This is a genomic window from Sphingomonas sanxanigenens DSM 19645 = NX02, assembly GCF_000512205.2.
In the GTDB taxonomy this organism is placed as follows: Bacteria; Pseudomonadota; Alphaproteobacteria; order Sphingomonadales; family Sphingomonadaceae; genus Sphingomonas_D; species Sphingomonas_D sanxanigenens.
On the sequence record NZ_CP006644.1, the window covers coordinates 3,772,339 to 3,786,353 of the forward strand.

A 14,015-nucleotide genomic window follows, 5' to 3' on the forward strand; every position below is an offset into this window, starting at 1 on the left:
CGGATCAGGACAGGCGGTGAGTCGCCACCCTGAGCAGGCGCGTCGAGGCCCGGCTCGTGTCCGGCGCTTCCACGCGCCCTTTTCGCTTTGGCGGAGAGGCGGCTTTTTCGCGATGCCGACCCCTTTCGCCGGATGCCGTGACCGGCAAACGGCCGCCGCGGCGTTTTGGCCAAGACCGTCGGAGACAACCGACTGGCCTGAAACGAACGAACGTAAGGAATCCGATTTTTATGGCCACTATGGCACATCCCACCCGTGACGATTTCGAGGCGCTGCTCAACCAGACCCTCGGCGGCGAGAACGCCAGCTTCGAAGGCAAGGTCGTCAAGGGCATCGTCACCGCGATCGAGAACGACCTCGCCGTCATCGACGTCGGCCTGAAGTCCGAAGGCCGCGTGCCGCTGCGCGAATTCGCCGCCCCCGGCCAGAAGGCCGAGATCAGCGTCGGCGACGAAGTCGAGGTCTATGTCGACCGCGTCGAGAACGTCCATGGCGAAGCCGTGCTGTCGCGCGATCGCGCGCGCCGCGAAGCCGCCTGGGACAAGCTGGAGACCGAGTTCGCCAAGACCGCGCGCGTCGAGGGCGTGATCTTCGGCCGCGTGAAGGGCGGCTTCACCGTCGACCTCAACGGCGCCGTCGCCTTCCTGCCCGGCAGCCAGGTCGATATCCGCCCGGTGCGCGACGTCACCCCGCTGATGGACATCCCGCAGCCTTTCCAGATTCTCAAGATGGATCGCCGCCGCGGCAACATCGTCGTGTCGCGCCGCGCCGTTCTGGAAGAGACCCGCGCCGAGCAGCGTTCGGGCCTGATCCAGTCGCTGCATGAGGGCCAGATCATCGAGGGCGTCGTCAAGAACATCACCGATTACGGTGCGTTCGTCGATCTCGGCGGCATCGACGGCCTGTTGCACGTGACCGACCTCAGCTACAAGCGCATCGGCCACCCGAGCGAGATGATCAACATCGGCGACACCGTCCGCGTTCAGATCATCCGCATCAACAAGGACACGCAGCGCATCTCGCTCGGCATGAAGCAGCTCGAGAGCGATCCGTGGGAAGGTGCGGCCGCGAAGTATCCGGTCGGCGCCAAGCTGTCGGGCCGCGTGACGAACATCACCGAATATGGCGCGTTCGTCGAGCTCGAGGCCGGCATCGAGGGCCTGGTCCACGTCTCCGAGATGAGCTGGACCAAGAAGAACGTCCACCCGGGCAAGATCGTCTCGACCAGCCAGGAAGTCGACGTCGTCATCCTCGAGGTCGACGAGGACAAGCGCCGCATCTCGCTGGGCCTCAAGCAGGCGCAGGCCAATCCGTGGGAGAGCTTCGCGGAGCGTCACCCGATCGGCAGCACCGTCGAGGGCGAAGTCAAGAACGCCACCGAGTTCGGCCTGTTCATCGGCCTGGACGGCGACGTCGACGGCATGGTCCACATGTCGGACATCGCGTGGGGCGTTTCGGGCGAGGACGCGCTCAATCTGCACCGCAAGGGCGAGACCGTTCAGGCGGTCGTTCTCGACATCGACGTCGAGAAGGAGCGCATCTCGCTGGGCATGAAGCAGCTCGAGCGCGGTGCCCCCGCGGTCGGCGGCGGCACCAGCTCCGCCTCGGGCCTCAACAAGAACGCGGTCGTCACGGTCACCGTGCTCGCGATCAACGATGGCGGCCTCGACGTGCAGGTCGGTGATGACGGCGTGAACGGCTTCATCAAGCGTGGCGACCTCGGCCGCGACCGCGACGAGCAGCGTCCGGAGCGCTTCCAGATCGGCCAGAAGCTCGACGCGATGGTCACCGGCTTCGATCGGTCGAAGAAGCCGACCTTCTCGGTCAAGGCGATGCAGATCGCCGAGGAGAAGCAGGCGGTTGCGCAATATGGCTCGTCCGACTCGGGCGCGTCGCTGGGCGACATCCTGGGCGAGGCACTCAAGGCCCGCCAGACCAAGAACTGACATCCTGTTGCCGGCCTTCGGGCCGGCACTTGATCCATTTCGAACCGAATGAAACGCCGGGTGGCCGCCAGCGCCGCCCGGCGTTTCATTTTCGGCTTGCGCCAGATTAATTTTCCATCATGCTCGAAGCCGTCCGCGGCACCGTGAAACAGACCGGAAGCGGTTGTTCGGGCAGGCCATATCCGTGCTTCGAGGATTTGGCGGGTCGCTTATCTTGGAGGCGTGGGGCTCCATCGTGTCACACAAGGCTGCGGGGAGCTTGGGTCGCGAATCAAGGCAGGCCGAAAGGGGATCGCTATGATTCGTTCAGAGCTCGTACAAATGCTGGCGTCAGAAAATCCGGATCTCTCACTGCGGGAGATCGAGAAGATCGTGGCGGTCTTCTTCGCCGAGATCAGCGCCCGCCTCGCCGAGGGCGGTCGCGTCGAACTGCGCGGTTTCGGCGCCTTTTCCACCCGATCGCGCGATGCGCGCACCGGCCGCAACCCGCGAACGGGCGAGTCGGTGGATGTGGACGCCAAGCGCGTGCCCTATTTCAAGCCCGGCAAGGACATGCGCGCGCGCCTCAACGTCTGACCCGCTTGACGCCGCGCCCGCGATGCGGCTTTTGCGCTGCGGGCGGACGTGGCGAAATCGGTAGACGCAGCGGACTTAAAATCCGTTTCCCGTTCGGGAGTGCGGGTTCGAGTCCCGCCGTCCGCACCAGCCCGCTGAGCGCCGACCGGAGAATGCGGCGTGGTTTTCATCCTCGGCTCGCGGGTGGGGGGCGCATATCCAGCGTACCTCGGGAGCCATAGGGCCTCGGTACCGGGCCGGCGGGGCGACGCACCTGCCGCCCAGCCCCCACGACCGCTGATAGCTTTTATATCGCCCCCCATCGAAAGCCGCGGCTGGGCAGCGCCCCGGCTTTGCGCCATGACCGCGCTCCAAGCCTGACCGGACGACCAGACCAGAAGACGCCTGACCAGCCCCGATGCCAGCCCCCACGACTGCCGCCCCCTTCCACCCCGCGCAAGGTGCGGGCCGATAATGGCCACGATCGAGCCGCTCTACGCGCTCGCCGGCCTGATGGTGGGGCTGCTCGTCGGCATGACCGGGGTCGGCGGCGGGTCGCTGATGACGCCGCTGCTGGTGCTGATGTTCGGCTTCCATCCGTCGGTCGCGGTGGGGACGGACCTGCTTTATGCCGCCGCAACCAAGTCGGTCGGCAGCGCGGTGCATGGCTGGCGCGGGTCGGTGAACTGGCGGATCGTGGCGCTGCTCGGCGCCGGCAGCCTCCCGGCGGCGCTCGTCAGCCTCGCCATCCTCTCGCGGCTCGGCGGCCCCTCCCCCGAAACCGCGACATTGCTCAAGGCGATCCTCGGCGTCACGCTGGTGCTGACCGCGGCGGCGCTGGTGCTGCGCCAGCCGATCGCGGCGCGGCTCGCACGGCGCGGCGGTCCGGGGCTGAGTGATCGCAGCGTCGCCACCCTCACCGTCCTGCTCGGCCTGGTGATCGGCGCCGCCGTCACCTTCTCCTCGGTCGGCGCCGGCGCGATCGGCGCCACCGTGCTGATCCTGCTCTACCCGCGGCTGCCGATCGACCGCATCGTCGGCACCGACATCGCCCACGCCGTGCCGCTGACGTTGATCAGCGGGATCGGCCACTGGTATCTGGGCGCGGTCGATTTCGGCCTGCTGCTGTCGCTGCTGATGGGTTCGGTACCCGGCATCATCGCCGGCAGCCTGCTGGCGGGCCGTACGCATGAGCGCATATTGCGCCCGCTACTCGCCACCGTGCTCGTGGTCGTAGGGCTGATGCTGCTGTTCTGACCGGTTTTTAGCGGCCCCCGCATTGTCCCCCCTTGCATTTGGCGGGTTTTACCGCCATAAATGCCGCAGCGCATCATGGCCCCAGTTCCGGCCATCATAGCATATCGGCAGCGTGAACGCCCGGCTTGCCCGGGACCGGCCGAACCGATGCGCGCCACCAGGCTTCCCTTTTCACGCGGGTCGTCGACGAACCCCGCGTCGCGCGACGTCCGTCATGGGCGCCGCCCTTCGCACATGATGACGAAAGGGTCTTAGTTGACCAAGTTCTCAGACCTCGGCCTTTCCGAGCCGATCCTTCATGCCCTGACCAACAAGGGTTATGACACGCCGACGCCGATCCAGGCGCAGGCGATCCCGCCGCTGCTGCAGGGTCGCGACCTGTGCGGCATCGCGCAGACCGGCACCGGCAAGACCGCGGCTTTCGCGCTCCCCTCACTGATGCGCCTGACCGACAGCGGCCGCAACCGTCCGCCGGGCGGCTGCCGCATGCTGGTGCTGTCACCGACGCGTGAGCTCGCCAGCCAGATCGCAGAATCGTTCCGCGACTATGGCCGCCAGCTCAAGCTGACCGTCGCCACCGTGTTCGGCGGCGTGCCGATCGGCCGCCAGATCAAGCAGATGCAGCAGGGCGTCGACATCCTCGTCGCCACCCCCGGCCGCCTGCTCGACCTGATCGACCAGCGCGCGCTGCGCCTCGCCAATGTCGAGATCTTCGTGCTCGACGAGGCGGACCAGATGCTCGACCTGGGCTTCATCCATGCGCTGAAGCGGATCGACAAGCTGTTGCCGGCCAAGCGCCAGAGCCTGTTCTTCTCGGCGACGATGCCCAAGACCATCGCGGAGCTGGGTGACCGCTTCCTGACCGATCCGGTCAAGGTCTCGGTGGTGCCGCCCTCGACCACCGCCGAGCGCGTCGACCAGTTCGTCACCTTCGTCAACCAGGCGGAGAAGCAGGCGCTGCTGACGCTGACGCTGCAGGCCGAGCCGATCGACCGCGCGCTCGTCTTCACCCGCACCAAGCATGGCGCGGACCGGGTGGTGAAGAACCTCCAGGCCGCCGGCATCGGCTGCGCCGCGATCCACGGCAACAAGAGCCAGCCGCAGCGCACCACCGCGCTGCAGGCGTTCCGTTCGGGCGAGATCAAGATCCTCGTCGCGACCGACATCGCCGCGCGCGGCATCGACGTCTCGGGCGTCAGCCATGTGTTCAACTATGAGCTGCCCAACGTGCCGGAGCAGTATGTCCACCGCATCGGCCGCACCGCGCGCGCCGGCGCCACGGGCAAGGCGATCAGCTTCGTCGACGGCGAGGAGAAGCAGTGGCTGAAGCAGATCGAGCGGCTGACGCGCGTCGCGCTCACGCCGATGCCGCTGCCCGAAGGCTTCGACATCGCCAAGGCGCGCCTGCCCAAGCCGGTGCTGGCCAAGCCCACCGCGCAGCGCCGCCACGAGGACTCGCGCGGTCGCGGCGATCAGCCGCGGCGTGACGGCGCCCCCGGCGGCGACCGCCCCAAGCGCGCGTTCGGCCGGCGCAAGCCGGGCGGCGTCGGCGCCCACAAGGGCGCCGTCCGCAAGACCGGCGGCAGCGGCGCCGCACGCTGAGCCAGGATACGGCCCGCCCCGGGGATGCCCGGGGCGGGCCGATTGGCTTTAGCGATACCTCGTCCCACCCCTTCTTCATCATCACCGGCGGCCCCGGATCGGGCAAATCGACGCTGATCGCCGCCCTCGCCCAGACCGGCCTCGCCACAATGCCGGAGGCCGGCCGCGCGATCATCCGCGACCAGCAGGCGATCGGCGGCACCGCGCTGCCCTGGGCCGATCGCGCGGCCTTCGCCGAACGGATGCTGGGCTGGGAATTGCGCTCGCACGCCGAGGCGCAGGCGCATGCCGGCCCGGTCGTCTTCGATCGCGGCGTTCCCGACGTGATCGGCTATCTCACGCTATGCGGCCTGCCCGTGCCTCCCCACATGCACCGCGCCGCCGCACTCTATCGCTACAACCCCACCATCTTCCTCGCGCCCTTCTGGCCGGAAATCTACGCGGCCGACACCGAACGCCGCCAGTCCACCGCCGAAGCCGAGGCGACCGCCGCCGCCATGGTCACCGCCTACGAAACCGCCGGCTACCACATCCTCCCCCTGCCGCTCGCCCCCGTCGCGGACCGGGTGACGTTCGTACGCGGCGAGATCGACCGGGCGCTGGCGCAGCCCTGAGCCTGGGAGTTTTGAGGACACGGAATTTCGGGGACACAACTGGAGTGCTGGAGTGGAGTGCCCCCCCTAGATTGAGACAGTGAAATAAGGGACGGCCCTATGGGGAGGGCAGCATGTCCAAGGTTGTTCGACGAAGATTTGGCCGGGCGTTCAAGCTTGAGGTTGTCCGGCGGATGGTGGCCGGCGAGAGCGGGACGGCGTTGTCGCGAGAGTTGGGCGTCAAGCGCACGATATTGTACCGCTGGCGCGACGCGTTTCGCGATGGCGGGGAGGAGGCACTTCGGGACGGCCCCGGCCGGCCGAAGCGGGCAGAGAAAGCGGCGATGGCGCTGGCGCGTGGGCCGGCGGCACGGGCACGCGATCTTGCCGAGGCTCGCCGCCAGATCGCCGAGTTGGAGCGCAAGGTCGGCGAGCAGCAGGTGGCGCTGGATTTTTTCAAGGGTGCCTTGCAGCGCATCGAGGCGTCACCCCCGCCGAGCGACGGCGGTGGCGTGACGGGGTCATCGCCCAGATCCAGGCGATGACGGGTCTGCAAGGCTCTGGATCGGCGCTGTCGGTGGAGCGGTTGTGTCGTTTGGGCGAAGTGAACCGGGCAGCCTTCTATCGACGATGGCAGGACCATGCGCCGAAGCAGGAAGAGACGGCGCTGCGCGACCAGCTTCAGCGGCTGTGCGTGGCGAACCGGCATTATGGCTATCGGCGGATCACGGCGCTGCTGAAGCGCGACGGCTGGCACATCAACCACAAGCGGGTGCAGCAGCTGATGCGGGAGGATAATCTGCTGTGCGTGAGAAAGCCGATCTTCCGGCCGGCGACGACGGACTCGCGCCATGGCTGGCGGATATGGCCCAATCTGGCGCGCCACCTCGATCCGAGCGAGGTCAACCAGTTGTGGGTTGCGGACATCACCTATGTCCGCCTGGCCGAGGCGTTCGTCTATCTGGCGGTCATCCTCGACGCGTTCAGCCGCAAGGTGGTCGGTTGGGCGATGGCGGATCATCTGCGCGCCGAACTGGCGCTCGATGCGCTGACGATGGCGTTGGAACGGCGCCCCGTTGTGGCGGGTGGCCTCGTCCACCATTCGGATCGCGGCATCCAATATGCCTGCGGCGATTACATCGCCCGGCTGGAGGCGGCCGGCATCCTGCCGAGCATGAGCCGGGTTGGATGCCCCTATGACAATGCCATGGCCGAGAGCTTCATGAAGACGCTCAAGCAGGAGGAGGTGAACGGCGCCGACTATCGCGACCTCGCCGATGCCGCGAAACACATCGGCTCATTCCTCGAGGAGATTTACAATCGCCAGCGGCTCCACTCCGCCTTGGCCTACAGATCTCCCGATGAGTATGAACATATCTCGCCAAGGGCTGCTGCGCAGCAGCCCTTGGCCGTGACGGCAAATCGCTGTCCCTAATTGTCGTGTCTCATCGATCGGGGGCACTCCAGGAGTGCAACCCTCCATTGAGACATAGAAGTTCAGGTGACAGGGTCTCGTAGGGTTTGCGGGAGTTGGCGTGTCTTGCACCGGCGCTCGAACTCGGCCGGCGGGGTGTAGCCCAGGGCCGAGTGCAGTCGCTTCCGGTTGTAGATGTTTTCGATGAAGGCGCCGATGTCGGCGATCGTGTCCCAGTTGGTGGTGTAGCTCGTCGGTAGCAAAGCTGACCGGCTGCGCGCTTGCGAACAGCGCTGTAGCAGCCGGTCAGCTTTGCGGGTGGCCATCGGTGATCTTCGGATAGGTTTGGGTTGCGACACTCGAACCGACGGAGATCCCGATGACCGACGACAAGATGAACGTTCAGGCGCTGCTGGGGAAGAGCGCGGATGCCGACTTCCTGCGCGAGATGATCGGCTTTGCGGCCCAGCGGCTGATGGATCTGGAGGTAAGCGGGCTGACAGGTGCCGGCTATGGCGAGAAGAGCACGGAACGTCTCGCCCAACGCAACGGCTACCGCGAGCGCGATTGGGAGACCCGCGCCGGCACCGTCGAGCTGCGCATCCCCAAGCTGCGCAAGGGCAGCTATTTCCCCGGCTTCCTCGAGCCGCGACGGATGGCCGAGAAGGCGCTGACCGCGGTGATCCAGGAAGCCTATATCCAGGGCGGAGCCTGCCAAGGTTCCGGCGATGCGTAGCATCGTTGGAAAGCAGGCGGAGGGATCTCGACGCGCTCGGTCGACGATCTGGTGAAAGCGATGGGGATGAGCGGCATCTCCAGGAGCCAGGTCAGCCGGCTGTGCGAAGAGATCGACGATCGGGTGAAGGCCTTCCTCGACCGGCCGATCGAGGGCGACTGGCCCTATCTCTGGATCGACGCCACCTATCTCAAGGTCCGTCAGGCCGGGCGGATCGTCTCGGTCGCGGTGATCATCGCGGTCGGTGTCAACGGCGACGGCCGGCGCGAAGTCCTTGGCATGGCGATCGGCTCGTCCGAAGCCGAGGTGTTCTGGACGGCCTTCCTGCGCAGCCTTGCGCGACGCGGCCTGCGTGGCGTCAAGCTCGTCGTCTCCGATGCCCATGAGGGCATCAAGGCGTCGGTCTCCAAGCTGTTCAACGCGACTTGGCAACGCTGCCGCGTCCACTTCGCCCGCAACGCCCTGGCCCATGCCGGCAAGAGCGGGCGCAGGGTGGTGTCGGCGTTCATCGCCACCGCCTTCGCCCAGGAGACCGCCGAAACCGCCAGCGCCCAGTGGCGCAAGGTCGCCGACCAACTGCGGCCAACCGTGCCCAAGCTCGCCACCTTCATGGATGACACCGAGCAGGACGTGCTCGCCTACATGACTTTCCCGCCGCAGCATCGCGCCAAGCTGCACTCGACCAATCCCATCGAGCGGCTCAACGGCGAGATCAAGCGGCGCACCAACGTCGTCGGCATCTTCCCGAACGAGGACGCCATCACTCGCCTTGTCGGTGCCATCCTGCTCGAACAGAACGACGAGTGGGCTGTACAGCGCGCCCGGTACATGACGCTGGAAAGCGTCGCTCCGTTCAGCGATAATCCTCTTGTCAGCATGCCCGCCGTGGCTGCCTGATCAATCCGGCCTCGCCGGAGATCGCCGTCACAACGCCGGCGAACCTACACCACCCGGTGGGACACGATCATGTCGGCACGGGCCTGCTCGATGGTGGCGTATGAGCTGGCATCGATCTCCTCGTGCTTGAGGGTCTTCATGAAGCTCTCGGCCTTGGCGTTGTGATAGGGATTGCCGGTCGCTCTCATGCTGATCTGGATGCGATGGTCGTCGAGACGGCTGACATAGTCGGTGCAGGCGTATTGCACGCCGCGATCGGAATGATGGATCAGACTGCCGGCTGGAGGGCATCGGTCGTTCAGCGCCATGTCGAGCGCGGCGATGGCGAGCGTTGCCCGCAGGTGATCCTCCAGGGCCCAGCCGACCACCTTGCGCGAATGGGCATCCAGGACGACGGCCAGATAGACGAAGGCCTAGATGTTTGATCCCAGGCTTTGATGGTGCATTATTCACCGGCAGCTGGAAGGAAGCGCTATGGGCCAGGTACTCCACGGGAGCGCCACAACGACTGAGGCAGTCCGTCGAGCGATACAGCGTAGTCAAGCGAGCCTGAGGGCGCTGGCGAAGCGGCACGGCATCAACCAGAAGACGGTCGTCAAGTGGAAGAAGCGAACCTCCACAGCCGATCTGCCGACCGGACCGAAGGTCGCCAGATCGTCCGTGCTGTCGGTCGAGGACGAGGCGGTGATTGTCGCCTTCCGCCGACATACGCTACTACCGCTGGACGACTGCCTGTATGCCTTGCAGGCCACCATCCCGCACCTGACGCGCTCGTCGCTGCACCGATGCCTCCAGCGCCACGGCATCTCGCGGCTTCCCACGATCGAGGGCGATGCGCCCAATAAGCGCAAGTTCAAGAGCTACCCGATCGGCTATTTCCATATCGACATCGCCGAAGTTCGTACCGAGGAAGGCAGGCTCTACCTGCTCGTCGCGATCGACCGGACCTCGAAGTTTGTTTTCGTTGAACTGCATGAAAAGGCCACCACGAGGGTCGCAGCCGACTTCCTTCGGCACCTCATCGCCGCTGTCCCGTACAAAGTGCACACCGTGCTCACCGACAACGGCATCCACTTCACTGATCCGAAGTATCCGGGCTCCGCAGTCGAAGAGGTCAAGCTCGCGATCACGGCTGGCGAACGGTTCCGCTGCCACTCCTTCGCGCTCGCCTGCGCGCAGAACGACATCGATCATCGGCTCACTAAGCCGCGTCATCCTTGGACCAACGGGCAGGTCGAACGGATGAACCGCACCATCAAGGAAGCCACCGTCAAACGCTACCACTACGACAATCATGACCAGCTCAGGCAGCATCTTGGCGACTTTGTCGCCGCCTACAACTTCGGCCGCAGGCTCAAGACCCTCAAGGGCCTCACACCCTACGAAGCTATCTGCAAAACGTGGCTCAAAGAGCCACACCGCTTTACGTCAAATCCGACCCACCAAATCCCGGGACCAAACATCTAGGCCAATCGCGTCATTCTGCCATTTGAGAAGTAACCCACGCTTTTGTCTGGCCGTTCGGCCTGAACCCTAGATAGGAGCGTGAGACCCTCTTCGTCCAAGACCGTTACTGCATTCTCCGGGAAGCCAGCGAAATGCGCGTCCTCATATTTTCGTTGCCAATCAGAAAGGTCGGACACCAACGAAGCTGAAAGTTCGATAGCGGCGGGTTGGAGGTAGCCGCCATTCACAGCGTCTCGGACGCCCGTGCCTGACAGCATACCGTCGATGAGGAGATCGGTGATCACGCCGCAATCATAGGCGAAGGATCGATTGCCGCAAATGACCGCTTACCACCACTTTCCGACGCTTCCGGGCCGCCATCTTGGCGCCGACCGATGTCTGAAAGCGGAACAAACCGGACTGGCAGCCCTTGGCACGAGATAGAGAAAAGCTGCCGTCGCCCCGCTCCCCGGCCTTAGGCCTTTTCAAAACACGCGGCGGGATCAGGGATGATGCCGCCATCGTCGCATGCGCACACAGGCATCCGGCAGCTCAAAGATGCTGCGGACGAGTTCCATTCCCCCGTCGCGCCCGGTTCGGCACCTGAACGCCGGTTGCCGGCGATCGACGCGCACGGCGCGGCGGGGCATGCATCCCGGAAGGCGCTTCATCCGCCGAACCCATGCCTCACCGTCCGGGCCAAAGTTCGAGGAAAGTGTCGGCGATGCCGCGCAACTGGGATTCGTCCACCCCGGTCGCGGCCGCCACCAGCAACCCGTCCGTCGTCGCTTTCAGGGTCAGCGCCAGATCGCGCGGCGCGATCGACGCCGGAAAGTCGCCGTCGCGCGCCGCCTGCTCGAAACGCGCGATCAACGCGTCGCGCCAATACCGGCCGCGCTGCATGACGAATTCCCGGATGGCCTCGTCGCCCGGCGCATGGCTCAGCGAATGGACGATGCCCATGCTTCCTTTCGGATCGGCGGTGTTGGTCTGTAACGCGATCGTGCCGTACAGCAGATGCCTCGCGACGCCGCGTCCGGACGGTTGCTCCAGCGCGTCGACCATATAGGCGGTCTTCTCCCGTTCGTAGAGGTCCATGACCTTGCGGAACAGATCCTCCTTGTCGCCGAACGATGCGTACAGGGTTGCGCGGCTGATGCCCATCGCCTCGAGCAGCGTCCCGATGCTGGCGCCCGCATAGCCGTGTCGCCAGAACACCCGCATCGCGGCCACCAGCGCGGCGTCGCGATCGAACTGGCGGGGACGGCCGCGGAGGCCGCCCCCGGCCGGCGCCGCCGCGTCCCCGATGGCCGCGGATTCACGATCGTCCGTCACGATCGCCCCGCACGGGGTCGATTTATGGAACGATCGGTATATCTAATCATTTATGGAACGATCGGTATAGTTAATGATCATGTTTCATCGAAACTGCGTCCCCGCGAGGAGAAAGGCAATCATGTCCTACACCCCCGAAGAACAGGCCAATCTGCAAACCGTCACCGGGGCGCTCGACCAAGCCTCCGCCGATTTCCCCAAATTTTTCGAAGCGATCTTCGCGCCCGACGTCGAATGGACGATCGCCGGTAACGGTCCGGTCGCCCGGACCTATCATGGCATGAAGGACCTGTTCGACAATGCGGAAGACGCCTTGTTCGCGCGGTTTGCCGAACCGCTGGCGATCACCACCAGGGGCGTGTGGGCCGATGGCGACAAGGTGTTCGCCCAGATCGACAGTCGCAGTCGCGCCCTCGACGGCAAACCGTACCGGAACGGCTATATGTACATCATGACCATGAAGGATGGCAAAGTCGTCTCGGGCATCGAATGGCTCGACCTCCACGCCTACTACGACATTTTGGACCGGGTCACGGTCTGACGGCGCAAGCGGTACCGCGGCCCGACGCGCGACGGACGCCCGGGCCGGGTGCATTCGCAGGGCTGAACCCGCCGCGCGATCGGCTGGCAGCCCTGCCGCGCCATACCCCGATCCTGTGGGATCCGGCCATCCGCGCGCGCCGCGCCGAGACGCGCGGCGCGCGCCTTGCTTACCCCTTCAGCGCCGCCGCGATCGTCTCGGCGACGGGCGTGGTCGGCCGGCCGATCAGGCGGCCCAGCGCCCCCGATCCGTCGAACAGCGCGCCATTGGCCGCGGCGGCATCCGAATCCGCGATCAGCGCCGCGAAGGGTTCGGGCAGGCCCGCGCCGACCAGCGCGGTGCGATAGGCGGCCTCGGGCATGTCGACATAGGGAATCTCACGCCCCGCCTGCCGCGAGAGTTCTGCGGCGAAACCGGCCAGCGTGAAGGCGGTGTCGCCCGCCAGTTCGTGGATCATGGCCGCGCCCGCATCCTCGACCAGAGCGATCGCCGCGGCCTCGGCATAGTCGAGGCGCGCCGCGCCGGAGATCTGCCCCGTGCCCGCACTGCCGATGAAGGCGCCATGCTGGAGCGCAGGGGCGATCGAGGCGGCATAATTCTCGCTGTACCAGCCGTTGCGCAGCAGCGAGTAGGCGATGCCGCTCGCCGCGATCAGCGCCTCGGTCTCGCGATGCTCGCCCGCCAGCCCCAGCGCCGAGCGATCGGCGTGGAGCAGGCTGGTATAGGCGATGCGGGCGATGCCGGCGCGCGCCGCCGCCTCGATCGCGTTGCGGTGCTGCGGCACGCGGGCGCCGACCGCGTTGGAGGAGATCAGCAGCAGGCGCTCGGCGCCGGCAAAGGCGGCATCGAGCGTCTCCGGCCGATCATAATCGCCGTGGCGGATGACGACGCCCTCGGGAAACAGCGCCGCGGCGGCGGCGGGATCGCGGACGACGGCGGCGACCTGCGCAGCGCCGACGCGCGCGGCAAGCGCGGCGACGACGAGGCGGCCAAGTTGTCCGCCAGCGGCGGTGACGACGAAGCGGGGGGCGGTGGCGGACATGATCGAACTCCGGTCTCGATTTTCAACCTGGTCTCAGATAGAGACCGATGATCGACCCCGAAAGACGGCACTTTGCCGTCACCAGGTTACCGCGGAGGAACCATGCGCGATGCAGCCGAGGCGCTCGGCGCCAAATTCCAGGCCTGGCAGGCGGCAGCGTTCGACGAAACGCGATGCCCGGTCCGCAACCTGCTCGACCGCATCGGCGATCGCTGGTCGACATTGCTGCTGGCAAACCTGGCCAGCGGCCCGCAACGCTTCAGTGCCCTCGCCCGCGCGGTGCCCGACATCTCCAAACGCATGCTGACGCAGACCCTGCGCACGCTGGAGACCGACGGCTTCGTCCACCGCGACGTGCAGCCGACGGTGCCGCCCAGCGTCACCTACTCGCTGACCCCGCTGGGCCGCAGCTTCGCCACGCCGCTGCTGGGGCTGGTCGAATGGGCGGAGGCCAATTTCGCCGATGTCTGCGCGGCGCGGGCGCGGATGGCCGAGGCGGCGTAGGGAGGCGGCGTAGGAACGCCCCGACGACCGCCGGCCGCGATCCCCGCCGCCCCCGGCTGGTAACGCAACCACATATCTTCGCCCCTATCCTGTGCCCTCCTCGCAACAGGCATGCGGAGATCGCCAAAAATCGCACGGCCGCCCGCC

15 protein-coding genes, 1 tRNA gene and 1 pseudogene are annotated in these 14,015 nt (G+C 66.2%); 12 read left to right on the forward strand and 5 right to left on the reverse strand.

Annotated features, from left to right (window positions below):
• Positions 1-230 precede the first annotated feature (230 nt).
• The 8 genes from rpsA to NX02_RS17205 all read left to right on the forward strand — a co-directional run bounded on the left by rpsA (position 231) and on the right by NX02_RS17205 (position 7,388).
• Entirely contained in the window at positions 231-1,946 is a 1,716-nt protein-coding gene (gene rpsA / locus NX02_RS17170) for a 30S ribosomal protein S1 (protein WP_025293440.1), read from the forward strand.
• Positions 1,947-2,243: 297 nt separating this feature from the next.
• Positions 2,244-2,522, forward strand: coding sequence for an integration host factor subunit beta (locus NX02_RS17175; protein WP_025293441.1), 279 nt, complete (start codon positions 2,244-2,246; stop codon positions 2,520-2,522).
• A gap of 42 nt (positions 2,523-2,564) precedes the next feature.
• Positions 2,565-2,651: transfer RNA gene (locus NX02_RS17180), tRNA-Leu, on the forward strand.
• Positions 2,652-2,975: 324 nt separating this feature from the next.
• Positions 2,976-3,758, forward strand: coding sequence for a sulfite exporter TauE/SafE family protein (locus tag NX02_RS17185; protein ID WP_039996652.1), 783 nt, complete (start codon positions 2,976-2,978; stop codon positions 3,756-3,758).
• 255 nt (positions 3,759-4,013) lie between these two features.
• On the forward strand, positions 4,014-5,360 hold the full coding sequence (locus NX02_RS17190; RefSeq protein ID WP_025293443.1) for a DEAD/DEAH box helicase: 1,347 nt from the start codon (positions 4,014-4,016) through the stop codon (positions 5,358-5,360).
• 80 nt (positions 5,361-5,440) lie between these two features.
• Positions 5,441-5,974, forward strand: a complete 534-nt coding sequence (locus tag NX02_RS17195) for an AAA family ATPase (RefSeq protein ID WP_425424045.1) — start codon at positions 5,441-5,443, stop codon at positions 5,972-5,974.
• A gap of 113 nt (positions 5,975-6,087) precedes the next feature.
• Complete coding sequence (locus tag NX02_RS17200) at positions 6,088-6,498, forward strand: helix-turn-helix domain-containing protein (RefSeq protein ID WP_025291248.1); 411 nt, start codon at positions 6,088-6,090, stop codon at positions 6,496-6,498.
• Positions 6,495-7,388 carry an IS3 family transposase gene (locus NX02_RS17205; RefSeq protein WP_084717861.1) on the forward strand — a complete coding sequence of 298 codons (894 nt, stop codon included), beginning with the start codon at positions 6,495-6,497 and terminating at the stop codon, positions 7,386-7,388. Before NX02_RS17200 ends, NX02_RS17205 begins: the two co-directional genes overlap by 4 nt.
• 62 nt (positions 7,389-7,450) lie before the next feature.
• Here the strand turns inward: NX02_RS17205 and NX02_RS17210 are convergent, their stop codons facing one another.
• Positions 7,451-7,693, reverse strand: coding sequence for a hypothetical protein (locus tag NX02_RS17210; RefSeq protein WP_025293446.1), 243 nt, complete (start codon positions 7,691-7,693; stop codon positions 7,451-7,453).
• A 53-nt stretch (positions 7,694-7,746) separates the two neighbouring features.
• Between NX02_RS17210 and NX02_RS17215 the strand changes: the two are divergent.
• Positions 7,747-9,000 (forward strand): annotated as a pseudogene (locus NX02_RS17215) (IS256 family transposase).
• 44 nt (positions 9,001-9,044) lie between these two features.
• Here NX02_RS17215 and NX02_RS17220 read toward each other — a convergent pair.
• The gene (locus tag NX02_RS17220) at positions 9,045-9,401 is read right to left on the reverse strand and encodes a DDE-type integrase/transposase/recombinase (RefSeq protein ID WP_084717863.1); all 357 of its coding nucleotides are present in this window, start codon (positions 9,399-9,401) and stop codon (positions 9,045-9,047) included.
• A gap of 73 nt (positions 9,402-9,474) precedes the next feature.
• On the opposite strand from NX02_RS17220, the gene NX02_RS17225 reads away from it, so the two are divergent.
• Positions 9,475-10,467 carry an IS481 family transposase gene (locus NX02_RS17225; RefSeq protein WP_025291249.1) on the forward strand — a complete coding sequence of 331 codons (993 nt, stop codon included), beginning with the start codon at positions 9,475-9,477 and terminating at the stop codon, positions 10,465-10,467.
• Here NX02_RS17225 and NX02_RS17230 read toward each other — a convergent pair.
• Positions 10,464-10,751, reverse strand: a complete 288-nt coding sequence (locus tag NX02_RS17230) for a hypothetical protein (RefSeq protein WP_025293448.1) — start codon at positions 10,749-10,751, stop codon at positions 10,464-10,466. The two genes, NX02_RS17225 and NX02_RS17230, sit on opposite strands and share 4 nt — an antisense overlap.
• A 382-nt stretch (positions 10,752-11,133) precedes the next feature.
• Positions 11,134-11,781 (reverse strand): TetR/AcrR family transcriptional regulator, encoded by a 648-nt coding sequence (locus NX02_RS17235; protein WP_025293449.1) that lies wholly within the window; start codon positions 11,779-11,781, stop codon positions 11,134-11,136.
• Positions 11,782-11,902: 121 nt separating this feature from the next.
• Between NX02_RS17235 and NX02_RS17240 the strand changes: the two genes are divergently transcribed.
• Positions 11,903-12,322, forward strand: coding sequence for a nuclear transport factor 2 family protein (locus NX02_RS17240; RefSeq protein WP_025293450.1), 420 nt, complete (start codon positions 11,903-11,905; stop codon positions 12,320-12,322).
• Between the two features lie 169 nt (positions 12,323-12,491).
• Here NX02_RS17240 and NX02_RS17245 read toward each other — a convergent pair whose 3' ends face one another.
• The gene (locus tag NX02_RS17245) at positions 12,492-13,364 is read right to left on the reverse strand and encodes an NAD(P)H-binding protein (protein ID WP_025293451.1); all 873 of its coding nucleotides are present in this window, start codon (positions 13,362-13,364) and stop codon (positions 12,492-12,494) included.
• A 102-nt stretch (positions 13,365-13,466) separates the two neighbouring features.
• Between NX02_RS17245 and NX02_RS17250 the strand changes: the two genes are divergently transcribed.
• Positions 13,467-13,868: a winged helix-turn-helix transcriptional regulator gene (locus NX02_RS17250; RefSeq protein WP_025293452.1), complete on the forward strand. Its 402-nt coding sequence runs from the start codon at positions 13,467-13,469 to the stop codon at positions 13,866-13,868.
• Positions 13,869-14,015 lie beyond the last annotated feature (147 nt).